Source organism: Pantoea sp. SGAir0180, from assembly GCF_043546245.1.
This window is the reverse complement of record NZ_CP028071.1, coordinates 3,978,946-4,001,962: the sequence shown is the minus strand read 5'-3', so window position 1 is coordinate 4,001,962 and position 23,017 is coordinate 3,978,946. Positions and strand designations below refer to the sequence as shown.

The 23,017-nt window shown below is 54.2% G+C and carries 21 protein-coding genes; 12 read left to right on the top strand and 9 right to left on the bottom strand.

From position 1 onward, the window contains the following. Positions 1-185 precede the first annotated feature (185 nt). Positions 186-1,688: an inorganic phosphate transporter PitA gene (gene pitA / locus C1N58_RS18720; RefSeq protein WP_394564404.1), complete on the top strand. Its 1,503-nt coding sequence runs from the start codon at positions 186-188 to the stop codon at positions 1,686-1,688. Positions 1,689-1,724: 36 nt separating this feature from the next. On the opposite strand, the gene uspB is transcribed toward pitA, so the two are convergent. Beyond that, a complete protein-coding gene (uspB, locus tag C1N58_RS18715; protein WP_006121097.1) occupies positions 1,725-2,060 on the bottom strand; it encodes a universal stress protein UspB in 336 nt (111 codons plus the stop codon). A gap of 424 nt (positions 2,061-2,484) precedes the next feature. On the opposite strand from uspB, the gene uspA reads away from it, so the two are divergent. Further along, positions 2,485-2,922 (top strand): universal stress protein UspA, encoded by a 438-nt coding sequence (gene uspA, locus C1N58_RS18710; RefSeq protein WP_006121100.1) that lies wholly within the window; start codon positions 2,485-2,487, stop codon positions 2,920-2,922. Between the two features lie 64 nt (positions 2,923-2,986). Here uspA and rsmJ read toward each other — a convergent pair whose 3' ends face one another. Both rsmJ and prlC read right to left on the bottom strand, forming a co-directional pair. After that, complete coding sequence (rsmJ, locus tag C1N58_RS18705; RefSeq protein ID WP_033738260.1) at positions 2,987-3,739, bottom strand: 16S rRNA (guanine(1516)-N(2))-methyltransferase RsmJ; 753 nt, start codon at positions 3,737-3,739, stop codon at positions 2,987-2,989. 7 nt (positions 3,740-3,746) lie between these two features. Next, positions 3,747-5,789 carry an oligopeptidase A gene (gene prlC, locus C1N58_RS18700; protein WP_039342788.1) on the bottom strand — a complete coding sequence of 681 codons (2,043 nt, stop codon included), beginning with the start codon at positions 5,787-5,789 and terminating at the stop codon, positions 3,747-3,749. A gap of 321 nt (positions 5,790-6,110) precedes the next feature. Here prlC and C1N58_RS18695 point away from each other — a divergent pair, with 321 nt between their 5' ends. Together C1N58_RS18695 and C1N58_RS18690 are read left to right on the top strand one after the other, a co-directional pair. Next, a complete protein-coding gene (locus tag C1N58_RS18695; RefSeq protein WP_006121111.1) occupies positions 6,111-6,953 on the top strand; it encodes a 23S rRNA (adenine(2030)-N(6))-methyltransferase RlmJ in 843 nt (280 codons plus the stop codon). A 61-nt stretch (positions 6,954-7,014) separates the two neighbouring features. Then, complete coding sequence (locus C1N58_RS18690; protein WP_394515207.1) at positions 7,015-7,830, top strand: CPBP family intramembrane glutamic endopeptidase; 816 nt, start codon at positions 7,015-7,017, stop codon at positions 7,828-7,830. A 3-nt stretch (positions 7,831-7,833) separates the two neighbouring features. Here the strand turns inward: C1N58_RS18690 and rnz are convergent, their stop codons facing one another. Continuing rightward, a complete protein-coding gene (gene rnz, locus C1N58_RS18685; RefSeq protein WP_394564403.1) occupies positions 7,834-8,745 on the bottom strand; it encodes a ribonuclease Z in 912 nt (303 codons plus the stop codon). A gap of 124 nt (positions 8,746-8,869) precedes the next feature. Between rnz and gorA the strand changes: the two genes are divergently transcribed. Then, complete coding sequence (gorA, locus tag C1N58_RS18680) at positions 8,870-10,222, top strand: glutathione-disulfide reductase (RefSeq protein WP_033738266.1); 1,353 nt, start codon at positions 8,870-8,872, stop codon at positions 10,220-10,222. 73 nt (positions 10,223-10,295) lie between these two features. Here the strand turns inward: gorA and C1N58_RS18675 are convergent, their stop codons facing one another. Further along, positions 10,296-11,426: an ROK family transcriptional regulator gene (locus C1N58_RS18675; RefSeq protein ID WP_054686841.1), complete on the bottom strand. Its 1,131-nt coding sequence runs from the start codon at positions 11,424-11,426 to the stop codon at positions 10,296-10,298. 294 nt (positions 11,427-11,720) lie between these two features. On the opposite strand from C1N58_RS18675, the gene C1N58_RS18670 reads away from it, so the two are divergent. From C1N58_RS18670 to C1N58_RS18640, 7 genes are all read left to right on the top strand, one after another. Further along, positions 11,721-12,494, top strand: coding sequence for an inositol monophosphatase family protein (locus tag C1N58_RS18670; protein ID WP_039342793.1), 774 nt, complete (start codon positions 11,721-11,723; stop codon positions 12,492-12,494). 290 nt (positions 12,495-12,784) lie between these two features. Further along, positions 12,785-13,885 (top strand): ABC transporter ATP-binding protein, encoded by a 1,101-nt coding sequence (locus tag C1N58_RS18665; protein ID WP_054632917.1) that lies wholly within the window; start codon positions 12,785-12,787, stop codon positions 13,883-13,885. Further along, a complete protein-coding gene (locus C1N58_RS18660) occupies positions 13,882-14,748 on the top strand; it encodes an ABC transporter permease (RefSeq protein ID WP_039342799.1) in 867 nt (288 codons plus the stop codon). The genes C1N58_RS18665 and C1N58_RS18660 overlap by 4 nt, the downstream gene beginning before the upstream one ends. Beyond that, positions 14,748-15,584, top strand: a complete 837-nt coding sequence (locus tag C1N58_RS18655) for an ABC transporter permease (protein ID WP_058701474.1) — start codon at positions 14,748-14,750, stop codon at positions 15,582-15,584. The genes C1N58_RS18660 and C1N58_RS18655 overlap by 1 nt, the downstream gene beginning before the upstream one ends. Positions 15,585-15,615: 31 nt before the next feature. Continuing rightward, on the top strand, positions 15,616-16,719 hold the full coding sequence (locus C1N58_RS18650; protein ID WP_033738282.1) for an extracellular solute-binding protein: 1,104 nt from the start codon (positions 15,616-15,618) through the stop codon (positions 16,717-16,719). Positions 16,720-16,756: 37 nt separating this feature from the next. Continuing rightward, the gene (locus C1N58_RS18645; RefSeq protein WP_006121123.1) at positions 16,757-17,503 is read left to right on the top strand and encodes a glycerophosphodiester phosphodiesterase family protein; all 747 of its coding nucleotides are present in this window, start codon (positions 16,757-16,759) and stop codon (positions 17,501-17,503) included. Between the two features lie 190 nt (positions 17,504-17,693). Beyond that, the gene (locus C1N58_RS18640; RefSeq protein ID WP_006121125.1) at positions 17,694-18,773 is read left to right on the top strand and encodes a porin; all 1,080 of its coding nucleotides are present in this window, start codon (positions 17,694-17,696) and stop codon (positions 18,771-18,773) included. A gap of 117 nt (positions 18,774-18,890) precedes the next feature. Here C1N58_RS18640 and C1N58_RS18635 read toward each other — a convergent pair whose 3' ends face one another. The 4 genes from C1N58_RS18635 to C1N58_RS18620 all read right to left on the bottom strand — a co-directional run bounded on the left by C1N58_RS18635 (position 18,891) and on the right by C1N58_RS18620 (position 22,982). Further along, on the bottom strand, positions 18,891-19,829 hold the full coding sequence (locus C1N58_RS18635) for an alpha/beta hydrolase (protein WP_006121126.1): 939 nt from the start codon (positions 19,827-19,829) through the stop codon (positions 18,891-18,893). A 170-nt stretch (positions 19,830-19,999) separates the two neighbouring features. Continuing rightward, the gene (locus C1N58_RS18630; protein ID WP_006121127.1) at positions 20,000-20,338 is read right to left on the bottom strand and encodes a hypothetical protein; all 339 of its coding nucleotides are present in this window, start codon (positions 20,336-20,338) and stop codon (positions 20,000-20,002) included. A 30-nt stretch (positions 20,339-20,368) separates the two neighbouring features. Continuing rightward, a complete protein-coding gene (locus C1N58_RS18625) occupies positions 20,369-21,712 on the bottom strand; it encodes a cation:proton antiporter (protein WP_006121128.1) in 1,344 nt (447 codons plus the stop codon). 61 nt (positions 21,713-21,773) lie between these two features. Further along, positions 21,774-22,982, bottom strand: a complete 1,209-nt coding sequence (locus tag C1N58_RS18620; RefSeq protein ID WP_394550204.1) for an MFS transporter — start codon at positions 22,980-22,982, stop codon at positions 21,774-21,776. Positions 22,983-23,017: the final 35 nt, after the last annotated feature.

The window sequence follows — 23,017 nt, the reverse complement described above, 5'->3', positions numbered from 1 at the left end:
GCCAGTGTCAAAAAATTGCCGCAATTATGTCATAATTTAACTTTATAATTTTTAAGGAATTTACGCCTTTAAGCTTCCAAAATTGACACTTTTAAGCCGGTTCAGGTCTATATTTTCCTTTCCCAGACCACATATTGTCGCGGATAATGCGCCGCGTTCATGTCCTCCAAAATGGCGTAACGTCTATGCTACATCTGTTTGCTGGTCTCGATCTTAGCACCGGCCTGTTACTGGTTCTTGCTCTGCTGTTTGTATTGTTTTACGAAGCAATTAACGGCTTCCATGATACGGCCAACGCGGTTGCGACGGTCATCTATACACGCGCTATGCGTGCTCAGCTTGCTGTGTTAATGGCTGGGGTATTCAATTTCTTTGGCGTGCTGCTCGGCGGATTAAGCGTGGCTTACGCCATCGTGCATATGCTCCCGACCGATCTGCTGCTCAATGTTGGCTCCGCTCACGGTCTTGCTATGGTCTTCTCCATGCTGCTGGCCGCGATTATCTGGAACCTGGGAACGTGGTATTTAGGGCTTCCGGCCTCCAGTTCTCACACCCTGATCGGCGCGATTATCGGTATTGGCCTGACCAATGCGTTAATGAGCGGGACATCGGTGGTGGATGCGCTTAACATTCCGAAAGTGCTGAATATCTTCCTGTCGCTCATTCTCTCCCCCATTGTCGGTCTGATGATTGCGGGCAGCCTGATTTTCCTTCTGCGCCGTTACTGGAGCAACACTAAAAAGCGTGCACGGATTCATATGACGCCCGCTGACCGTGAGAAGATTGACGGCAAGAAAAAACCGCCTTTCTGGACCCGTACCGCCCTGATTATCTCCGCCATTGGCGTCAGTTATTCACATGGTGCTAACGACGGGCAAAAAGGCATTGGTCTGATTATGCTGGTCCTGATTGGCGTTGCGCCAGCGGGCTTTGTGGTCAATATGAACGCGTCGGGTTACGACATCACGCGAACGCGCGATGCTGTGAATCACCTGGAACAGTATTACCAGCAGCACAGCGAATCACTGACCCATATTATCCAGATGGCACCGCCTAAGCTGCCCACGCCGGAAGAAGTCGAACCCACCAGTCCCAAAGAGTTTCACTGCGACAGTGCGCGTGCGCTTCAGGCCGTGCAGCGTGCGCAGGTGCTTCTGAACAATCTGCAAAACTACAACGACTTGTCGGTTGAGCAACGCAGCCAGATGCGTCGCCTCTTGTTGTGTATTTCCGATACGGCCGATAAAGCGGCGAAGCTGCCGGAAACCTCGCCAGAGGATAAACGCTTCCTGGGCAAGCTCAAAGGCGACCTGCTGAACACCATTGAGTACGCGCCGGTGTGGATTATCATGGCGGTCGCACTGGCATTGGGAATCGGCACGATGATTGGCTGGCGCCGTGTGGCCACCACCATCGGTGAGAAAATCGGTAAAAAAGGCATGACGTATGCGCAGGGCATGTCGGCGCAGGTTACTGCCGCAGTGTCCATAGGGATTGCCAGCTACACCGGCATGCCGGTTTCCACGACCCACATCCTCTCGTCTTCCGTGGCCGGCACCATGCTGGTCGACGGTGGCGGACTGCAGAGTAAAACGATCAAAAACATCGCCATGGCCTGGGTTTTCACCCTGCCGGTCTGTATTTTGTTATCAGGTTCACTCTACTGGATAGCGCTGAAGCTCATCTGAGTAAGCAGCACATCAGGGCGACTTCGGTCGCCCTTTTTAATGCCAGATAGCCAGGGCGATCAAACTGATAATGACTAATCCGCACAGCGAACTGGTCAACAAAAACAAGCCTCTTACCCGCTCACACCGGCGAATAAATTCGTCATCATGATGATCAAGATAGCGCCTTGCCCAGATATAGCGGACCAGCCGCACCTGCTTGCCAGGCTGACCATGGGAGGTGAAAAAACCCGCGCCGTCAACATATTGGTATAAGAGGGGATCGCAACCCCGCAGAACCACCAGCAGCGCACGCAACGAAGAGAAATAGCGCGCCATATTTACAAGGCATACCACACAAAGAGCCCAAAAAAGCGCGATAGTGCTGATCATGTCACCCTCCTTACCGGCACCGCAGAACAGTGCAAAACGCGCACCATGCTGAACAGTCCCTGCAGAATTTGCCAACAACCTCGTTAAGCGATTTGTAGTTTTATTTTTGAATCATCAGAAAAGTAACAGCCATGTGATCAAGGCTGCTTTTTTTAGTTTAGGAGAAATGTTCAATTTTTTACCAGCGAGGATTTTCGTTTTATACGAGTAAAAATCGTTCATCATTGATCTTATTCACAAGCCAGACGGCTTCAGAAGCATTTGTTAACACACAGGGCTATACTTTCAGGTATAACAACAGCATTGCCTGTATTGCAGGTTACCCAATTTGGTGGCGCTCATCGCCCGTTCGCGCAATGGATTTCGCAGCTGTGACGCGTCTGGAAACCGCTGCCATTCTGAATCTCGTGGAAGGAGTTATATCATGGCTTATAAACATATCCTGATTGCAGTCGATCTTTCGCCAGAAAGTCAGTTATTAGTGGATAAAGCTGTCTCGCTCGCGCGCCCTTACGACGCCAAAATTTCGCTGATTCATGTCGATGTGAATTACTCTGATCTGTACACCGGCCTGATTGACGTCAACCTGGGCGATATGCAAAAGCGGATTTCTGAAGAAACCCATCTGGCGCTGAAAAATCTGTCAGATGCAGCGGGCTATCCCATCACCGAAACCCTGAGCGGCAGTGGCGATCTGGGCCAGGTGCTGGTCGATGCGATTAAAAAATACGACGTGGACATGGTGGTGTGCGGTCATCATCAGGACTTCTGGAGCAAGCTGATGTCATCAGCGCGTCAGTTGATCAACACCGTGCATATCGACATGTTGATCGTGCCACTGCGCGACGAGGATGACGAATAACCCGCACGAAAAAAGCCGGGGCGGTTGACGTGAAGGAACGTCGTCGCCGACCGGCTTGACATGACTACTCCGCGAGCGGCGGATAGATATCGAAGCGGTGGCTTTTCGTGACCACCGCAGACTGCGTAACGACACCGGCCAGCGGTGGCGCATAATCAGGACGTTTCACCACGATACGCTTCTTTGCCAGACGGCGGGCCGGTTCCAGCAAGGCATCCGCATCCTCATCCGCGCCGACTAATGACTGAAACACCCGCATCTCTTTTTTCACCATGGCGCTTTTTTGTCGATGGGGATACATAGGATCGAGATAAACCACATCTGGCGGTGGCGCAATATCGGTGAGTGCCTGAATACTGGAGGCATGAATCAGTGAAAGACGCTCACGCAGCCAGCCACCAATTTCCGCATCCTGATAGCCACGCGCCAGCCCGTCTTCCAGCAGTGCCGCCACCACGGGATGCCGTTCCAGCATGCGCACCCGACAGCCTAAGGCCGCCAGCACAAACGCATCGCGCCCTAACCCGGCGGTCGCATCCACCACATCGGGCAGGTAACTGCCTTTAATGCCGACCGCTTTTGCTACCGCTTCGCCACGGCCACCGCCAAAACGCCGGCGATGCGCCATGGCACCGGAAACAAAATCCACGAAGATGCCGCCCAGTTTAGGCTCATCCCGCTTACGCAGTTCAAGATGCGTTGCGGTCTTTACCAGCGCCAGCACCGCATCGTCACAATGCGTCAGTTGCCAGCGTTCGGCCAAAACAGATAAGGCGCCGTCACCGGCGCCTGTTTCATCAAACAAACAAATTTTCACGTACGGCTTATCCCTGAATACCGTAGTGTTCCAGCATGGCATCCAGCTGAGGCTCACGGCCACGGAAGCGTTTAAACAGCTCCATCGGTTCTTCCGAACCGCCGCGCGTCAGAATGTTGTCGAGGAAGGACTGACCGGTTTCGCGGTTAAAAATGCCCTCTTCTTCAAAACGTGAATACGCATCCGCCGCCAGTACATCGGCCCACAGATAGCTGTAATAACCCGCTGCGTAACCGCCCGCGAAGATATGGCTGAATGCATGCGGGAAGCGGCCCCATTCCGGGCTGGGGACCACGGCGACTTTGCTTTTCACTTCGCGCAGCGTCTCCAGGATCTGTGCGCCTTTTTCTGGGTTGAATTCAGTATGCAGACGGAAATCGAACAGACCGAACTCCAGCTGGCGCAGGATGAACAACGCCGCCTGGTAATTTTTCGCTGCCAGCATCTTATTCAGCAGGTCTTCAGGCAGTGGCTCGCCGGTTTCGTAGTGCCCGGAAATAAACGCCAGCGCCTCTGGCTCCCAGCACCAGTTCTCCATGAACTGACTTGGCAGTTCCACCGCATCCCATGGCACACCGTTAATGCCTGACACGCCAGCCGCCTCAACGCGGGTCAGCATGTGGTGCAGGCCGTGACCAAACTCATGGAACAGGGTGATCACTTCGTCGTGCGTGAACAGCGCCGGTTTACCACTGACGGGACGGTTAAAGTTACAGGTCAGGTAAGCGACCGGTTTTTGCAGGCTGCCATCGGCTTTACGCATCTGCCCAACGCAGTCATCCATCCACGCGCCGCCACGCTTATGCTCACGCGCATACAGGTCAAGGTAGAAGCTGCCGCGCAGCTCGCCACTTTCATCAAACAGATCGAAGAAACGCACATCCGGATGATAAACATCCACATCCGTCCGCTCTTTGGCGGTGATGCCATAGATGCGTTTGACGACTTCAAACAGGCCAGACACCGCACGGGATTCCGGGAAGTAAGGACGCAGTTGCTCATCACTAATGGTGTAGAGGTGCTGTTTCTGTTTTTCGCCATAGTAGGTCAGATCCCAGGGATTCATGGTCTCCACGCCGTACTCTTTCTTCGCGAAAGCACGCAACTGCGCCAGCTCTTTCTCGCCCTGTGGACGTGCGCGGTCGGCCAGATCGTTCAGGAAATCGATCACCTGAGCAGGGCTTTGCGCCATTTTGGTTGCCAGCGATTTATCCGCGAAGGAGTCGAAACCCAGCAGCTGAGCCAGTTCGTGGCGCAGAGCCAGCTCCTCGGCCATAATCGGGCCGTTATCCCATTTGCCCGCATTAGGGCCTTGATCGGAGGCGCGGGTGGAATAAGCACGGTACATTTCTTCACGCAACGCGGCGTTATCACAGTAGGTCATCACCGGCAGGTAGCTGGGAATATCCAGCGTCAGCAACCAGCCTTCCTGACCTTTGGCTTCAGCCTGCGCTTTCGCTGCGGCCAGTGCGCTCTCCGGCATGCCCGACAGTTCGCTTTCGTCAGTGATCAGCTTGCTCCAGCCCATCGTGGCATCCAGCACGTTGTTACTGTAGGCAGAGCCCAGCTCAGACAAACGCGCGGCAATTTCGCCATAGCGCTGCTGCTTGTCTTTTTCCAGACCAATCCCGGACAGTTCAAAGTCACGCAGGGCGTTATCGACGGCTTTCTGCTGCGCCTGATCCAGCGTGCGGTAATGACTGCTTTCCTTTAAATCCCGGTAAGCCTGATAGAGCCCTTCGTGCTGACCAACCCAGGTACTGTACTCAGACAGCAGCGGCAGCGTTTGCTCGTAGGCTTCACGCAGTTCCGGGCTGTTTTTAACCGAGTTCAGATGGCTGACCGGCGAAAAAATACGGCTCAGGCGATCGTCGGCTTCTGCCAGCGGCTGGACAAGATTATCCCAGGTGTAAGGTGCGCCGTGCGCTACCACTTTTTCCACCATCGCCCGGCATTCATTTAAAACGTCGGTCACGGCAGGCACCACGTGCTCAGGCTTGATCGCCGAAAACGGGGGAAGCGTGAACGAGGTGAGTAACGGATTAGTCATAGCGCAGTCCTTTAACAATGTGTGGGGCGCGATGAATCGCGCAACGCAATCTTATTAACATGCGGTCTGGAATGCTGAAAATCAATGGTGTAACCGGTCATGAATAGCAGAATAGCGCCAGGCTGGCCTTCCGCCGGCGTTTGGATTAACCATAGCAGAGGATAAAACAGGCTAACACACCGATGGCGCAGAAGGTTTACCCTGTAATCCAGGGCCAGAGGCCCACTGCCGTGCGCGAAATGCCAGCAATTATTCTTATCTGTCGTTATAATCGGGCCAACTTGATTATTTTTAGCTTCAACCGCGGACATACCCTTTTTTATGTTGAGTTATCGCCACAGTTTTCACGCTGGCAACCATGCCGACGTGCTTAAGCACACCGTACAGAGCCTCATCATCACTGCGTTAAAAGAGAAAGAAAAACCATTTCTCTATCTGGATACGCACGCCGGTGCAGGACGTTATCAACTCAGCGGCGAGCACGCAGAGCGCACGGGTGAATATCTGGAAGGCATCGGACGCATCTGGCAACAACCGGACGCGCCCGCCCTGCTGCAACCCTATTTCGATGCGATTCATGCCCTGAACCGTAACGGCACGCTGCGCTACTATCCTGGCTCTCCGCTAATCGCCCGCCATCTGCTGCGCCCTGAAGATAAGATTCAGCTGACCGAGCTGCATTCCAGCGATTATCCGCTGCTGCGTACCGAGTTCAGCAAAGACAGTCGCGCGCGCGTTGAAAGGGCCGATGGCTATCAGCAGCTAAAAGCGAAGCTGCCACCGCTGTCACGTCGTGGACTGATACTGATTGATCCGCCTTACGAAATGAAAAGTGATTACCAGGCCGTTGTAAAAGGCATTCAGGAAGGTCACAAACGTTTCGGTACCGGTATTTATGCGCTGTGGTACCCGGTCGTCTTGCGTCAGCAAATCAAACATATGCTGCGCGAGCTGGAGGCCACGGGCATCCGTAATATCCTGCAGATTGAGCTGGCCGTGCGCCCCGATAGCGATCAGCGTGGCATGACCGCGTCCGGCATGATTGTCATCAATCCCCCGTGGAAGCTGGCCGATCAGATGAACACGCTGCTGCCGTGGCTGCATCAGAAACTGGTGCCAACCGGCACAGGCCATTTCAGTGTTAACCAAATCGTACCTGAATAATTCCTTTCCCAGCTTAACGTCGCCGCGCACAGCACGGCGGCGTTGAACGTAGGTCATTTTTATGTGGATCATCCTGGCGGGCGCGCTGGCCGCCCTGCAACCGGCGAAACGCCTTTCTCTGTTATTGCTCGCGCTGGCAACGGCGCTGGGCGTTTATCAAAACGTCCTCGACTGGCCCGTTACCTTTGTGTTTGCGGCTGTCGCTGCCCTGGTCGCGTTTCGTATCTACGATCGCCGGAGTCGGCGATGGCAGATCGTCAGCGAAGCCCTTCTGGTGTTGATTGCGCTGGCGCTGATGCTGCACCTTATTCCGGGATTCAATAATCCCCCGCAGGTCGAGGCGGTTAAGGTCGGTGCCCGCAGCGTACCTTTCTCATTTTCCTTTAATTTCGATAAAGCGCTGATTCCTTTTCTGCTGCTGGCCTGTCTGCCGACGCTGTTCAACGCAGAGGCGCATCCGCCGCGCTCGCCGGCCTGGTGGCTCGCGCCTGTCGCCGCCGTGCCGCTGCTGTTGGGCAGCGCCGTGTTGCTGGGCGGCCTTGCCGTCGAAACGCACCTTCCGGACTGGCTGGGGGCGTTTGCGCTGGCCAATCTGTTTTTTGTCTCACTGGCCGAAGAGGCGTTTTTCCGGGGTTATCTCCAGCAGCGCCTGCGCCAGAAATGGGGCGGCGTGATCGCCCTGCTGATAACGGCACTGCTGTTTGGTCTGGCCCATGCATCTGGCGGCGTGCTGCTGATGATCTTTGCCGCGCTGGCCGGACTGATTTATGGTCTGGTCTGGCACTGGAGCGGCCGCCTGTGGCTGGCGACCGCGTTCCATTTTGCACTCAACATGGTCCACCTGCTGTTCTTTACTTACCCTGCGCTGGCGCACTGATCCCTACAGCGTGAAGACCGCCAGGTCGTGCGCCATCTCGGTGTCAGGGAAAATGCGCTGGCATTCTGCCAGCAGGCGCGCCATGTCCCGGGCGAGATAACGCGAACTAAAATGGGTGGCAATCAGGCGCTTTGCTCCGGCCTGCTTTGCCACCGTCGCAGCCTGTAAGGTGGTAGAGTGACCGCGCCCGTTGGCTTTTTCAGCCAGCGCCTCTTCCAGCGTGGTTTCATGCACCATCACATCAACGTCCGCCGCCAGCTGTAGCGCGACGTCAGTGGGCGCAGTATCTCCAAAAATGGCCAGCGTTTTGCCTTTCACTGGCGGCCCAAGATACTCAGCGCCGTTAACGGTACGCCCGTCTTCCAGCGTAATCGTGTCGCCCTGCTTTAACTGCTGATACCAGGGACCGCGCGGTACGCCCTCTGCTTTCAGGCGAGGCGCATCCAGAAAACCGGGTTTGTCATGCTGCTCAATGCGATAGCCAAAGCAGGCAATGGTGTGATTCATCGGCCAGGCGGTCACGCGAAATTCGCCATCATCCAGTACCTCACCCGCGGCGATCTCAACGATCTCCAGCGAGTAATCGGTATACGAGCTGGACAGCGACAGTGCCGTTTCAACGAAAGCTTTCAGCCCTGCTGGACCGTAAACCGTCATTGGCGTGGTTAACCCCGCCATCGAGCGACTGGTAAGCAGGCCCGGCAGCCCAAAAATATGGTCGCCATGAAGATGGGTGATAAAGATTTTATCGAGTTTGCCAGGCTTCAGGTCTGAGCGCATAAACTGGAGTTGTGTGCCCTCACCGCAGTCAAACAGCCAGGTGGCGCCGCTTTTGTCGCGGGTAAACGCGATGGCAGTGACATTGCGTTGCAGACTCGGCGCGCCCCCGCCGGTGCCAAGAAAAGTCAGGTACATGCTATGCTTCCCTGTAAATAATGAAACGATAAGGCCTGTTACAATCATAGGCGCAATTTTTGCGACGCCGTACCCTGCGGCGTTACACTCTCTATCACTTTCCCAGTAACCGGATGAGACTTCCATGACCCGACATTATGACTATCTCGCCATCGGCGGCGGCAGCGGCGGTATCGCTTCAATTAACCGTGCAGCAAGCTATGGCCAGACGTGCGCCCTGATTGAAGCCAAAGCGCTGGGCGGAACCTGTGTCAACGTCGGCTGCGTGCCGAAAAAAGTAATGTGGCACGCCGCACAAATTGCCGAGGCCATTCATCTTTACGGGCCGGATTATGGTTTTGATACCACCGTTAATCGCTTTGACTGGGGCACGCTGGTGAAAAACCGTAGCGCCTATATCGATCGTATTCACCAATCATACGACAATGTTCTGGGGAAAAATAAGGTCGATGTGATCCACGGTTTTGCCCGTTTTATTGATGCCCATACCGTTGAGGTGAATGGCGAAACGATCACCGCCGATCATATTTTGATTGCTACGGGCGGACGCCCAAGTCATCCCGACATTCCCGGCGCGGAATACGGGATTGATTCTGACGGCTTCTTTGAGCTGGATGCCCTGCCAAAACGTACCGCCGTGGTCGGCGCGGGCTATATCGCCGTTGAGCTGGCGGGCGTGGTAAACGCATTAGGTTCAGAAACCCATCTGTTTGTTCGCAAACATGCGCCACTACGCAATTTTGATCCGCTAATTACGGATACGCTGGTTGAGGTGATGAATGCGGAAGGCCCAACGCTGCATACGCAGGCGACGCCAAAAGCGGTAGTAAAAAATGCCGATGGCAGCCTGACGCTGCAGCTGGAAGATGGCAGTGAATACACGGTTGATTGCCTGGTCTGGGCGATTGGACGCGTTCCTGAAACCGACGGCCTGAATATTCAGGCAGCGGGTGTGGCGCTGGACGAGAAAGGCTACATCAAGGTCGATAAATTCCAGAACACCAACGTGCCTGGCGTTTATGCCGTCGGCGATAACACCGGTGCCGTCGAACTGACGCCGGTCGCCGTCGCGGCGGGCCGTCGCCTGTCAGAGCGTTTGTTCAATAACAAACCGGATGAGCATCTGGACTACCGCAATATCCCGACTGTGGTGTTCAGCCATCCCCCCATCGGCACGGTGGGCCTGACAGAGCCGCAGGCGCGCGAACAGTACGGTGATGACCAGGTGAAAGTCTACAAGTCCGCCTTTACCGCGATGTACACCGCCGTCACGCAGCATCGCCAGCCGTGCCGCATGAAACTCGTCTGCGTCGGTCCGGAGGAAAAAATCGTCGGCATTCATGGCATTGGCAGTGGTATGGACGAAATGCTGCAGGGCTTTGCGGTTGCGTTAAAAATGGGCGCGACCAAAAAAGACTTTGATAATACCGTGGCGATTCACCCGACGGCGGCGGAAGAGTTTGTCACCATGCGCTAACCCGTTCCTCTCTGCTGCCGACAGACAGCAGAGAGACCACCGCTCGCTGGCCTTCGCGCCAGTGAGCGATTTATCAGTTGAAATAGGTCTCCCGCAGCGGCGTCAACGCCGCACCGAGTGCCGAGCTGTCGCCCTCAATAGTGCTCAGCAGAATATCCGGATACTCCGCCGAAATATTCCAGCGTTTGCCCGAACTGACCCGGGGCATGGCTAAAAACATTTCGCCCAGCTTACGGGGCAATTCGCCGCCTAAAATAATGGCACCGGGATCGATAACGGCATTCAGGGCATCCATGGCCCGATGTAAATTGGGCGTGACTTCGTTGACCCATTGCCGGGCAATGGGCCAGTCCGGATCGAATTTATTATTCAGATCGCGAATGTTGTGAATTTCAATACCGCCGTTGCGCAGTCGATCAATTAAGATCCCCAGCGCAGGACGCAGTTTGCCCTCTTCCGGCGAAAAAATCCGGCTGATCTCGCCCGCATTGCCAAAAGCACCCTGAAACGGTTTGCCGTTAATGACAATGCCGCCACCAAAGCCGTAATTAAAAGAGAGGTAGCCGAAGGTCTCGTAGTGCAGGCCCGCGCCCAAAAAAGCTTCTGCATGCGCGGCCGTCGTGGCGTTATTTTCAATCCAGACGGGCCGGTCAAACAGCGTCATAATTTCACGGCGCAGATCAATGCCCATCCAGTTTTTCAGCGGTTCTGGCGGATTAAAATATTTCCGGGAGTCATACAGAAAGCCCGCCATGCTGTATCCGACGCCACACACTTTTTCTGACGAAATACCAATATGTTTTAAGGTATCCAGATAATGGCGTTTGAGATCCAGCAGCGTTCGGGCAGGATTGCCGGGCAGCGTGTCCAGCACGCAGTATTCGATAATATCGCCGCGGAAATTAATCAGGCTTGCCGCCACGCTGTCAGAGTTAATGGAAATACCGTAACTGTAACGTGCGTCCGGATTCAGGGATAACGACGGGCTGGGCTTACCCCTTCCCTGTGAGGGCGATTCCCCCAGGCTGAGAAAACCGTTTTCGGTCAGTGTATCAACAATACGGTGAACCGATGACTGATTCAGAATCGTTTGTGAAACCAGCGAGGAGCGGGAAATGCCGTGATTGCGGCGAACAAGCTCAAGAATAAGTTTTTCACTGCGATTAAGTTCGACTTCATCACGACCTGAATATCCATGAACCACCACGTTATCCTCACCGTTTTAATGACAGGTTCTGTTATACCCTAGCACGCTTTTATGCATTCCGAATAGTCATGCGCCTGACCTTTACGTGCTGTGTGAACATGCTGATTCAGGACGATATTCCTAAAAAAAATCGCATCACCAAATCATCATAATACTGACACAAAACAGGCCGACACTCTAATTTCATGCGTAAAGCATTATATTAAATCAGCGTTTCCCGTTGCTGAGTCATTGTGCAGCACAAGGTAAACGAACGAGCTCAGGACCTTCCACAAAATGAACGGATTAAGAATGGATACGCGCGTAAAGGTGATTGAACGTATTGCTCAAGAGGCATCACAGCTGGCGCTGGATTATTTCAGGCAGCTCAGTGAATTAGAAATCTGCGAAAAAAGGCCCCAGGATGTGTTCAGTGAAGCAGATCAGGAGGTTGAGAAGCTGATTCGTCAACGTCTGGCGCAATATTTCCCCAATGAACGCGTCATTGGCGAAGAGCAAGGCGGCGAACTCAGTGACCGTTACTGGTCGGTCGATCCGATTGATGGCACCAGTAACTTTCTCCGTGGCTCGTCGTTATGGGGCATTTCTGTCGGTTATGTCATCGACGGCGAACCGGTCATCGGGGTGATTGTTCATCCGGTGTTAAACATCATGCTGAGCGGGGGCAAGGAGGCCGGCATTTATTTTAACGGCCAGCCTTTTACGCGACCCGAAATCGCCCAGGGACTCAAAACCGTTGCCATTGGCGACAGTCCTTCATGGGACTTCACCCACCAGCTCTGCATTGAAAAAGCGTACCGGGATACTGGCTGGAATGTGGTGCGCTACCGCTGTGCCACCATCGGTTTAAGCTTTAGTGTGCTGGGCTATGTCGATGGCTATCAGGAGTGCTTCAGCAGTATGTGGGATGTTTCCGCGGGCTATGCCCTATGCAAAGCCGCAGGGCTTGATGCTCATCTGGCCGGGAGCCAGGAAAAAAGTTCAACACATGTGAGTGTTGGCACCGCGGCACTCAATCGCCTTTCCGCCCAGTTTATTCCGCACCCCCGCTTTACCCCCGCCTGAATATCCGTCAGTCCGCGCTCTCTTCCTGCCGTCTTTTCAGGACAGCGTTTCGGCGCTGTCCTCCCCGCTTTTTTCTTCATATGACCGACAAACGTTCTGCCTTCAATATTATTCACTATGCATGATAATAGTTAGCAGAGTAAATGTACGAAATCAAATCACCTCAGTATTATCATGTTAAATATGGGTTTTATAAAATTAATAAATTCTTAACCTGCCTGAAATTGCCTAATTTCGCCGCATCAAATTATTATGCGCATCGCATTAATTAAGATGCACACATTTCTTCAATGACGGGGCAGCCATACGTGAATACGCTTGAAATCAATAATGCCATGCTCAGATTCGACGACTTTGTCGCGCTGGACGGCATTTCACTGAAGGCCGAAAAAGGACAGTTCGTTTCCCTGCTGGGTCCGTCTGGATGTGGCAAAACCACGCTGCTCAAAGTGATTGCGGGCTTTTACAGCCTGGACAGCGGGGAAGTCCTGATTCACCAGCAGGACATGCATCAGGTTAAACCTGAGCACCGCGATACGGCCATGTGCTTTCAGTCCTATGCGCTGTTCCCTCACCTGTCTGTGGCCGAAAACATTGGGTTTGGGCTGAAGCAGAGGAAAATGGCCAAAGCGGAGAGACAGGATCGCGTCACGCAAACCGCCGCTCAGGTCTCGTTAAACGCCCACTTACCGAAGCTGCCTGCGCAGTTATCGGGCGGTCAGCAGCAGCGTGTCGCGCTGGCCAGAGCGCTGGCTGTGCGGCCCGAAATCGTGTTGTTCGACGAACCGCTGTCGAATCTCGACGCCACATTACGCGACAGAGTCCGCCTCGAAATCCGCCAGCTGCAGCGTTCACACGGGTTTACCGCTATCTATGTGACCCATGACCGTGCAGAAGCCCTGTCCATGTCTGACGTCGTCGTGGTTATGAACGCCGGACGCATTGAGCAAACCGGCACCCCTGAAGATATTTATTACTCGCCGGTTAACCGGTTTGTTGCGGGCTTTGTTGGCCAGGCGAATGTGATGAAAGCACATGTCATCGACGGTGACAGTCACACCGGAATGTATCGTGTTTCCTGCGTGCTGGGTGAAATGAACATTCACAGCCCTGTTCCGCCCCTTTCCGACAAGGTATACACCTTCTGGCGTCCGGAAGATGCTCTGCTGAGCGAACAGGAAACCGGTATGAATACCCGTGCTTTCGAAATAGGTGCCGTGAGCTTTCTGGGCAACCTGTCCGAGCTACAGGTTCACCCAAAGGACCATGAAGAGCCGGAATACCAGTGGCATATTCAGTTAGTGGGTAAAAATCACATTCGGGAAGGAGATAGCGTTAATTTTTCCATTGCGCCTGACAGGATTCGCTTTTTGCAGGAAAGCTGGTCATGAAAGTGCACAACCGAAACATAGTCGCCTGGTTACTGGTGCTGCCTGCGGTCGCTCCCGTCGTGCTCACCCTGATTCTGATCGTCGTTATGGCCATCGCGCAATCTGTCGGACTGTTCAACTTTGGCGCGCCTGCGCATTTTACGCTGCAGTACTGGGAAACCATCCTGAACGACAGTCAGCTGTGGCGCGCCACCGGCTATTCCCTGAAAATTGGCGTGGTCAGTGCCGTCCTGTCTGTGGCGCTGGCCCTGCCGCTGGCGCTGTGGCTGAGAAAGCCCTTTCCCGGCTCTGTGCTGATGAGCGGCTTACTGAAAGCCCCGTTGATGGTACACGGGCTGGTCGCCGCCCTGCTGTTCATCAACCTGATTTCCTGGCAGGGCTTTATTAACCTCGGCCTGCTCAAACTGGGCATCATCTCGCAACCCATCCGTATGCAGAATGATCGCTGGGGCATTGGTGTCATTATCCTGCAGGTCTGGAAACAGCTTCCCTATGCCCTGTTGATCATCACCGGCAGCCTGCGCGCTATCGGGGACGAAATCGTTGATGCGGCCCGCGATCTGGGCGCAGGCAAAACCGCCCGCCTTTTACAGATCATTCTGCCCTTATCCATCAAAGCCGTTCAGGTCTCGCTGATCCTGATCTTCATTGGCGCATTGGGCGACTTTTCATTCCAGGTCGTGGCTGGCCCCACCAGCGTTTTCTCCCTGTCGCAATACATGCTGCGCTTTCCGGAAATCAGCGCCCAGGGCTGGAACCTTGCGGCCGTGGTGGCGGTGATATTAATGCTGGCGGCGTTTGTCGGTGCGGTGGTGCTGGCCGGTGTGGCGAAGTGGCTGCAAAAAGTGGGAGAACATAAATGATGAGAGCCAGAAAAAGCATGTCGCCCCTGCGTATCATGATGATGATCCTGATTACCGCACTGTTCATGTTGTGGCTGGTGATCCCCTTTATTCTGACCGTGCTGTGGTCTCTGGTGGATAAAACGCATCCCTGGGCCTGGCCGGATGCCCTGCCGCCCGTGCTTTCCCTGGGCCGCTGGGTCGAAGTCTGGACGACCACGGCCCTGCCGCAGGCGCTGAAGAACAGCTATTTACTGGCGGCAACCGTCTCTGTGCTCACGTTGCTACTGGCCCTGCCAGCGGGCTGGGCGTTTGGCCGGATGTCGTTTACGGGTAAATCCCTGCTACAGAATGCGGTTTTGCTTCCGCTCATCGTGCCCGGCTTTGTGATTGCGCTGTTTTTTTCCATGCTGTTGAACGTAGTGGGCATCCACAGTCGGTTTGTCGGCATTTTACTGGGACATACCATCATCTTAATGCCCTATGCCGTGAGGATTCTGACCCTTTCCTTTTCTCAAATACGTCAGGACACCCTGGATGCCGCCCGCGACATGGGCGCGTCTGTAGTAAATCGTTTTTTAGTTGCCTGCCTGCCAACTATCAGACCCGGCATATTTGCGGCCTTAATTATTGTCTTTACGTTATCCATCGAAGAGTTCGCCATTAGCTTTATTGTCGGCTCGCCGGATTTTATTACCGTACCGACAATTCTTTATTCTTATCTGGGTTACAACTTTATCAGACCTAATGCCGCTGTTATTTCTTTAATGCTGGTCGTGCCGAATGTCATTTTAATGCTGATAGCTGAAAAATTACTGACAAAGAATCCCGTCGCCGCTTTTGCTGGAAAAGGCTGACGGTTATTAACTCGCTTAACTGGGGAAAATCATGTTCAGACGATCTGCCACCTTATTATTACTTGCGTGGGCTTTTTGTACTCAGGCTCAGGATATTACACAAATGGACTGGCAACACATTGTTGACGAGGCTAAAAAAGAAGGGAAATTAACCTGGTACCAATGGTATTACCAGGATCGTCTTAAAGAGCAGGTCAGCCTGTTTGAAAAACAGTACGGTATTGCTGTTACGATCTCTGAAGGTCCGCTGCAAGGCAATATTAATAAACTCATGGCTGACCGGGGACGGGAAACAGGCGATATTGATGTGTTTTCGATTGGCGGAGGCGCATTCGGTACGGTATCGCCTCAGCAAACGTTTTTTGGCCCGATTAATACACTGCTGCCGGAAGGCAAAACCCTGAACTACACCATTGAGGGTACGGACAGTAAAGGTTATGGCGTGGCATTTTGGGGCAATCAGACGGGCCTGGCCTACGATTCGCGCCGCATGAAAGAAAGCGAGTTGCCCCGTACCCTGCCGCAGCTCACCACCTTCCTGCAGACTCATCCTCAGGAGTTTGGCTTTAACGTGGAAAACGGCGGTTCCGGTCCGGCGTTTATTGAATCTGTCACGCGTACGCTGGTGCCTGGCTTTGATTTCACCAAAGGCGATGCGGATGTAAAAAGCCTGACGGCCTTACAACCGGCCTGGAACTGGTTCAAACAACTGCGTCCTGATTACATTATTACCGCCTCTAACGCCGACAGCGTAACGCGACTGGTGAGCGGTGAGTTTCTGCTGGTCCCCGCCTGGGAAGACTATCTGGTGGGCTTAGAAAACCACGGCGAAGTCCCCAAAACCATCCGACTCTATATCCCCGATTTCGGCATGCCCGGCGGCGGAAATATGGTGGCGATTCCCAAGAATGCGCCACACAAAGCGGCAGCATTGCTGTTTATCCACTGGCTGACGCTGCCCACGACACAAAGGCTGTTTCAACAGGTTTATGGCATTACGCCACAAAATAAAGAAGTGAATCGCGATGCTGGTCTGATCAACAGCAAAGAACGTGTTCATGGCACCCAGTTCATGCCTAAACCGCTGGGCGACGAAGTCAGAACCGAATTTTCTAACCAGGTCTTACTTAAGTAAGCCTGTGCTAACCCGACAACAGAAGGTAACGCTGAGCATGCCGACAAAAAAACACCCTGTACGCGTAGTGAATTCCCGCCTGATTGCACATCGTGGTGCGCCTCTGCTGGCACCAGAAAATACACTGCCTTCTTTTCAGGCGGCCGTTGAGCATGGCGCGACGTGGATAGAGGTGGATGTCAAACTGACCAAAGACAGGCACCCGGTCATCATTCACGATGACGCGGTGGATCGGACAACAAATGGCACCGGCTATGTCGCCAATTTAACCCTGGACCAAATCCGGTCGCTGGATGCGGGCGTCTGTTATGGCCACCTGTTCAAAGGCGTTAAAGTCCCTACACTGGCTGAAACCGTGGGATTTGTGCTGGATAAAGGTATTGGCCTTCAGCTGGAGATCAAACCAACGTCAGGTCAGGAAATTGAAACTGCGGAAATTGCCATTACGCAGCTGAAATCGCTGTGGCCTGCGGATGAAAAGAAGCTCTTTATCAGCAGCTTTTCTGAGCTCTCGCTGAAGGTTGCGGAAAGGATCATGCCTGACGTCCCGCGTGGACTGGCCGTGTGCGTTCCTCCCAGCGATCCTGTGGCATTACTGGCCAGAACCGGCTGTCAGATCCTGCACTTCCTGGCGGACTTTGCGACGGATGACGACCTGAAACGCCTGGCCGATTCCGGTATTGAATTTGCGATTGCCACAATTAATGACCCTGCTGTCGCCCGTAAATATTTACACAGTGGCGCGCAAACGATATTGAGCGATATACCTGATTTAGCCATTTAATAATAAATACATTATCAAGGCGTTATGCGCCCTGATAATCAACACCAGGGAAAACCATAAAAATACGGCCACATGATGTAGCCACGTAACGCTTTTAATTATTTCGTCATAACGAAACTGACATTTTTGAACAATGCCGCCTTGTGCGGAAATAAACCTCATGCTTCACCAACATTAAAGGGTAGATGATATGCAACGTAAAATAAAAATATGCGCGCCGCATGCACTGTGTTTGCTGATCTCATTTTCTGCATGCTCCGCTGAAATTTATAATAAAAACGGTAATAAACTTGATCTGTACGGTAAAGTCGATGCGCGTCATGTCTTTTCGGACAATACCGCCGAAGATGGTGATAACTCTTATGCGCGCCTGGGTTTTAAAGGTGAAACCCAAATTAACGATCAGCTGACAGGCTATGGTCAATGGGAATATAACTTCCAGCTGAACCACAGTGAAGGCGGCACTGACGCACAAACCGGGAATGCGACGCGTCTGGGTTTTGCAGGTCTGAAACTGGCTGACTTTGGCTCATTCGATTACGGCCGCAGCTTTGGCGTGCTGTATACCGCATCGGCTTACACCGATATGGCACCGATTTACGGTTCCGGCACCATGACCACCAACGACAACTTCCTGTCAAAACGCTCAACCGGCCTGGCCACCTGGCACTCGCCAGACTGGAACGGCCTGAAGGTCATTCTTCAGTATCAGGGGAAAAACGACCGCTCAACCGCTAAGCTGGCAAACGGCGACGGCTACGGTGCCGGTCTGACCTACAGCATTACCGATGGTTTGAGCATTGCTGCGGCCGGTATGAAAGCCAATCGTACGCTGACACAGCAAGCGGACGGTCAGGGTGACGATGCGACGGCATGGGTGACCTCGGCCAAATACGATGCGAACCAAATCTACCTTGCCGCGATGTACGGTGAGGCCAACGATGTGACCCCGTACGGCCAGCTGTCGCAGATTGCTGACAAGACGCATAACTTCGAAGCCATTGCGCAATATCAGTTCCTCAACGGCTTACGCCCTTCCATTGGTTTTGTCACGCAGCGTGGGGAAAACCTGCAAGGCGCAGGCAACTTTGCCGGTGGAAGTCAGACCATGCAGAAGTATATTGCGGTGGGCACCTATTACTACTTCAACAAGAACATGCTGACCTATGTGGATTACCGCATTAACCTGTTGAAAGATAATGACTTTACTCGTGCTACTGGTATCACTACGAAAGACAGCGTCGGGATGGGCCTGACCTATCAGTTTTAATCGCAGTGACCGTGCTTTATCACATGCTTTGCCCTGTGTCGCTTCAATCCTGAGAATCGCTGTTTTAGCGAGGCCGGCAACTGCCGGCTTTTTTTATGACTGGCGTTGCCAGAATAACTAAAGGACAGTGGCAGACCGATGCGTCAACGGCGAGGGGTTCTGATCAAGGTTTTCCAGCCATTTCACATAGGCCTGATCCCACAGCGCAGCCGGCGTGCCCGCTTTACCCAGGCCAAAACCATGCCCGCCGCTGGAAAGCTGAATCAACTGAACCGGCACGCGATTGCGGCGACAGGTATCGCGCATTAACTGCGTGTTAAAGGGTTTTGAAGTGTGGTCGTCACCAGCCTGCGCCAGGAAGGTTGGCGGATAAGCGTGCGTGACGTAATTTTGCACAGACCAACTGGCTTCTTCCTGTGGGCTGGCATCATTACCGACCATCATCAGATGTGTATTGGTATGTTGATAAGGGGCTTCCAGGGTAATGACCGGATAAATCAGCCCGACACTGTCCGCTTTGGGGATTTCCTGATCCACTCTGTCAATGGGGGGATAGGACTGAAAGTCCGGACGCGCCGCCGCCATCCCCAGCAAATGCCCACCGGCCGAAAATCCTAATACATGCACTTTTCGTTCGAATGAGCGAAGCAGACGCAGCGCGCGCTGGGCATCCTGTAAAGGCGCCAGATTCCCGGCCTGCCACTTTTCACGCGGCAAACGGTAGCTGAGAACATAGGCGGTATAGCCGTTGGCATTTAACCAGTGTGCAACGGGCCAGGCTTCACGTCCCATACCGATCCAGCGGTAGCCGCCGCCTGCCGCGATGAGCACCGCTTCACCGTTGGGGTTTTCAGGTCTGAAACGCTGAATCGCCGGGCTGACGATATTCGACCAGGAGCCCCATGCATCAACACGTAATTTTCCGCCAGGGCCGCCACCGCCGGGCGGTTCGTCCGGCCAGAGGGGAATAATATCATCGCGGGCAAACAGTTTGCTGGTAGCCAGTGAAAGCGCAAGCGCTCCTGTGCCGAAAATAAAGCGTCGACGCGTAATCATGATGCCTGTTAAATCTATGCCAGAAAGGTCAGACGGCCCTGTCGGTCCGCTGCGTTTTTATTATGTATCGCACGTTTGGTGAAGACGCTGGCGATTATGTACGCAATCGGGCATGAAAATCCATTAAAAAACGCGCCATTTTAGCGCGTTTATTGACGATTTAACTGCGGTTAATCTTCCTGCTGGAACTGCGTCATCACCGTTTGCTCACACTGCTGCGTATTTTTACGCAGTTTAGCGCGCTCTTCGTCACCCAGCTGCAGCCATGCGCTGGCGACTTCATTCGCCAGTTCCTCGTCAAATTCAGGTTTATTGAAGGCGGAAGAGGACTGCGATCCTGCGACGCTGGATTTCATTTTTTCGACATACTGATCGGCTGTCGATACGCTTTTTTCACTGCTCACGATGTGACACAGCTGGCTGGCGTAAGCACTTTGTTCCGTGTCGTCTGCCGCCAGCGCACTGCCAGAGGCCAGTACGCTCAGCAACAGTATCTGAGATATCTTCATCGTCTTCTCCTGTTATCAGTTAACCCACTTTCATGACTGGCGCTGCTTTGCATCCAGTCGGGCCTGGCGCCAGTTTAGCAGCGGCGTTACCGACACGCCGTGCACCACGATGCTGCATACCACCAGCGTCAGCGCCATATCAACCATCATCGTTGCCTGCGAGCCGCCCATACCATGGACCCAGGCAAACGCAATATAATTAAGACTACCTATACCGCGAATCCCCAGCCAGCCGATGAGCAAACGGTGAGGAAGCGATACGCCGCAGCGCAGCGTGACCAGCCATACGGCGAGTGGCCGGACGACCACAAACAGCAACAGGCCGAGCATCACGCCCTGCATGTTCCAGTGATGGGCCAGCGTCACGCCGAGGACCACCATCATTGTGGCCGCCAGTAAACGCTCAATAGTATCGCCAAAAGACAGCGCGTCGCCTACCACTAAACCGACCGATTTCACCATACCGCTACCGTGTTGCTGTAAACGCTGGTTGGGATTGACCAGTGCTTCCGCAGGCAGCACCCGATCGTCATCCGGCATATCATCAGGCTGATAACGTTTGAACACACCCAGTTCAGCCCGACGTAATCCCAGGCCTGCCGCAAAGGTAGCCAGAAAGCCCGACGCGCCCAGCGATTCAGCAAGGGCATAGCTCAACGCAATGAGCGCCAGCGCCAGAAAGTCATTGGGTGCGACATCACCATGCGCATGACGAAGCCGTGCGGCCAGCAGGCCGACTAACCGCCCCAGACCAAACCCCAGCAGAATGCCGCCGCCAATGGCCCACACCACATCAATGGCTGCCCAGCGTGCCAGCATGCCCGTGCCCAGACTTTCACCGTTAAACAGCAACAGGGCCAGAATGAGTAACGGCAGCGCCGAACCATCATTCATGCCCGCCTCACTGGATATCGCAACGCGCAGGGCATCATCGTCCTGCGCATCGCTGACGGAAATCAGGCTGGCCAGCACAGGATCGGTGGGCGCAACAATGGCACCAAAGGCCAGCGCAATCGGCCACGACAGCCCCACCAGCCAGTGAGACAGCAGCGTCATTGCGGCGACCGTCAACAACATGGCCGGAAACGCCAGCAGGCTGCCCGCGCGCCATTGCCTGGCTTTCAGCGGCAGACGCAGCTTGAGCCCGGTGATGAACAGCGACGCGGCCATCGTTATCTCGGTAATATGCGCGACCAGTTCAGCATGGCGGAGGATATCGATTTCAATCACATCAAATCCCCACGGCCCACAGGCGATCCCGGTTAATAAAAAAAGACCAAAAGAGGTCACGGGGCCGCGGTGGATCCACCCTGATGCCAGCGACATTAATAACAGCAGACAGCCCGTCGCAGCTGTCCAGGCAATGAAGTTCATAACGCACCGTTTTAATTGAGTTTATGACTAAGCCTGGCACATTTGCTGGCGGGCGGAAGAATCAGTCCCTGAGGTGACGACTGGCGAGGCGGATTAACAGGCTGACAGCGGCGGCAACGGTGGATAACACGACAACGCCATTCCAGCCCCAGTGCGCCAACGCCAGGCTACCCAGTGCCGCCCCACTGGCCATACCGATAAACACCACGGTAAACAGCAGGGCATTTAGCCGGCTACGCGCCTCGGGAACCAGACCGTAAATCAATGTCTGATGGGCCACCAGCGTGGCCTGCACGCCTAAGTCAAAACCTATTGTGCTGATAATAATGACGGCCAGTTGAGCAGACAGCGGCAGGAAAGGCAGTAAAAACATCAGCGCGAAAGAGAGCGTCACCAGACCGGCACCAAACTGGGTGACGCGCGCCGGGCCAATACGATCCGCCACGTTCCCGGCCAGCGGCGCCGCCAGCGCGCCTGCCGCCCCTGCCAGACCAAAAGCACCGGCAATGGCACTGTCAAAATGGAAGCGGTCGCTAAGCATGATCGCCAGCGTTGACCAGAACGCACTAAAACTCACGGAGAGCAGTCCCTGTGCCAGCGCCGCACGCCGCAGGGTTTGATGCGCACGCCATAAGTGCACCAGTGACAACAGCAGGCGGGGATAGCTTACCGACGTACCCGGCGTAAAGCGCGGCAGTACGCGCCACAGCGTCAGGCTGATCAGCAACACGGCCACAGCCGCAATCATGTACATGGTGCGCCAGCCAAAATACTCCGCCACCACACCGCTAACGACACGGGATAATAAAATGCCGACCAGTAAACCCGTCATCACCGTGCCAACCGTTTTACCCCGGCTGGCCACCGGGGCGAGCGCGGCCGACGCCGGAACAATGTCCTGCGCCACGGTCGCCGTCAGGCCGGTGATAAAACTGGCGATAAGCAGTGCGCTGATGCCGCCGGAAAAGCCGCACAGCAGAAGCGCCATGACTAGCAGTAACCCTTTGATTAAAATAATGGTGCGACGATCGTGACGATCGCCGAGCGGGGCCAGCAGCAGGATCCCCAGCGCATAACCCGCCTGGGTTAACATGGGCACCATACCGACGCTGCCAACGCTTATCTGGAACTGCTTGCTGATGATGTCGAGCATGGGCTGACTGTAGTAAATCGATGCCACGCTCAGACCCGCACCGGTTGCTAACGTAAAAACAAGGGGCGCAGGCAGGCGCTCAGTTGAATGCCGGTTCAGGTTGAGTACCACTGTCATAGTGAAATCCTCGAAAAAAGCGTGTGGCAAGTAAA

What these genes read in the sequence shown, in the direction of transcription:
- pitA (WP_394564404.1), top strand. Translation starts at nt 186, where the DNA reads ATGCTACATCTGTTTGCTGGTCTCGATCTTAGCACCGGCCTGTTACTG.
- uspB (WP_006121097.1), bottom strand. Translation starts at nt 2,060, where the DNA reads ATGATCAGCACTATCGCGCTTTTTTGGGCTCTTTGTGTGGTATGCCTT.
- uspA (WP_006121100.1), top strand. Translation starts at nt 2,485, where the DNA reads ATGGCTTATAAACATATCCTGATTGCAGTCGATCTTTCGCCAGAAAGT.
- prlC (WP_039342788.1), bottom strand. Translation starts at nt 5,789, where the DNA reads ATGACTAATCCGTTACTCACCTCGTTCACGCTTCCCCCGTTTTCGGCG.
- C1N58_RS18695 (WP_006121111.1), top strand. Translation starts at nt 6,111, where the DNA reads ATGTTGAGTTATCGCCACAGTTTTCACGCTGGCAACCATGCCGACGTG.
- C1N58_RS18690 (WP_394515207.1), top strand. Translation starts at nt 7,015, where the DNA reads ATGTGGATCATCCTGGCGGGCGCGCTGGCCGCCCTGCAACCGGCGAAA.
- rnz (WP_394564403.1), bottom strand. Translation starts at nt 8,745, where the DNA reads ATGTACCTGACTTTTCTTGGCACCGGCGGGGGCGCGCCGAGTCTGCAA.
- gorA (WP_033738266.1), top strand. Translation starts at nt 8,870, where the DNA reads ATGACCCGACATTATGACTATCTCGCCATCGGCGGCGGCAGCGGCGGT.
- C1N58_RS18670 (WP_039342793.1), top strand. Translation starts at nt 11,721, where the DNA reads ATGGATACGCGCGTAAAGGTGATTGAACGTATTGCTCAAGAGGCATCA.
- C1N58_RS18665 (WP_054632917.1), top strand. Translation starts at nt 12,785, where the DNA reads ATGACGGGGCAGCCATACGTGAATACGCTTGAAATCAATAATGCCATG.
- C1N58_RS18660 (WP_039342799.1), top strand. Translation starts at nt 13,882, where the DNA reads ATGAAAGTGCACAACCGAAACATAGTCGCCTGGTTACTGGTGCTGCCT.
- C1N58_RS18655 (WP_058701474.1), top strand. Translation starts at nt 14,748, where the DNA reads ATGAGAGCCAGAAAAAGCATGTCGCCCCTGCGTATCATGATGATGATC.
- C1N58_RS18650 (WP_033738282.1), top strand. Translation starts at nt 15,616, where the DNA reads ATGTTCAGACGATCTGCCACCTTATTATTACTTGCGTGGGCTTTTTGT.
- C1N58_RS18645 (WP_006121123.1), top strand. Translation starts at nt 16,757, where the DNA reads ATGCCGACAAAAAAACACCCTGTACGCGTAGTGAATTCCCGCCTGATT.
- C1N58_RS18640 (WP_006121125.1), top strand. Translation starts at nt 17,694, where the DNA reads ATGCAACGTAAAATAAAAATATGCGCGCCGCATGCACTGTGTTTGCTG.
- C1N58_RS18635 (WP_006121126.1), bottom strand. Translation starts at nt 19,829, where the DNA reads ATGATTACGCGTCGACGCTTTATTTTCGGCACAGGAGCGCTTGCGCTT.
- C1N58_RS18630 (WP_006121127.1), bottom strand. Translation starts at nt 20,338, where the DNA reads ATGAAGATATCTCAGATACTGTTGCTGAGCGTACTGGCCTCTGGCAGT.
- C1N58_RS18625 (WP_006121128.1), bottom strand. Translation starts at nt 21,712, where the DNA reads ATGAACTTCATTGCCTGGACAGCTGCGACGGGCTGTCTGCTGTTATTA.
- C1N58_RS18620 (WP_394550204.1), bottom strand. Translation starts at nt 22,982, where the DNA reads ATGACAGTGGTACTCAACCTGAACCGGCATTCAACTGAGCGCCTGCCT.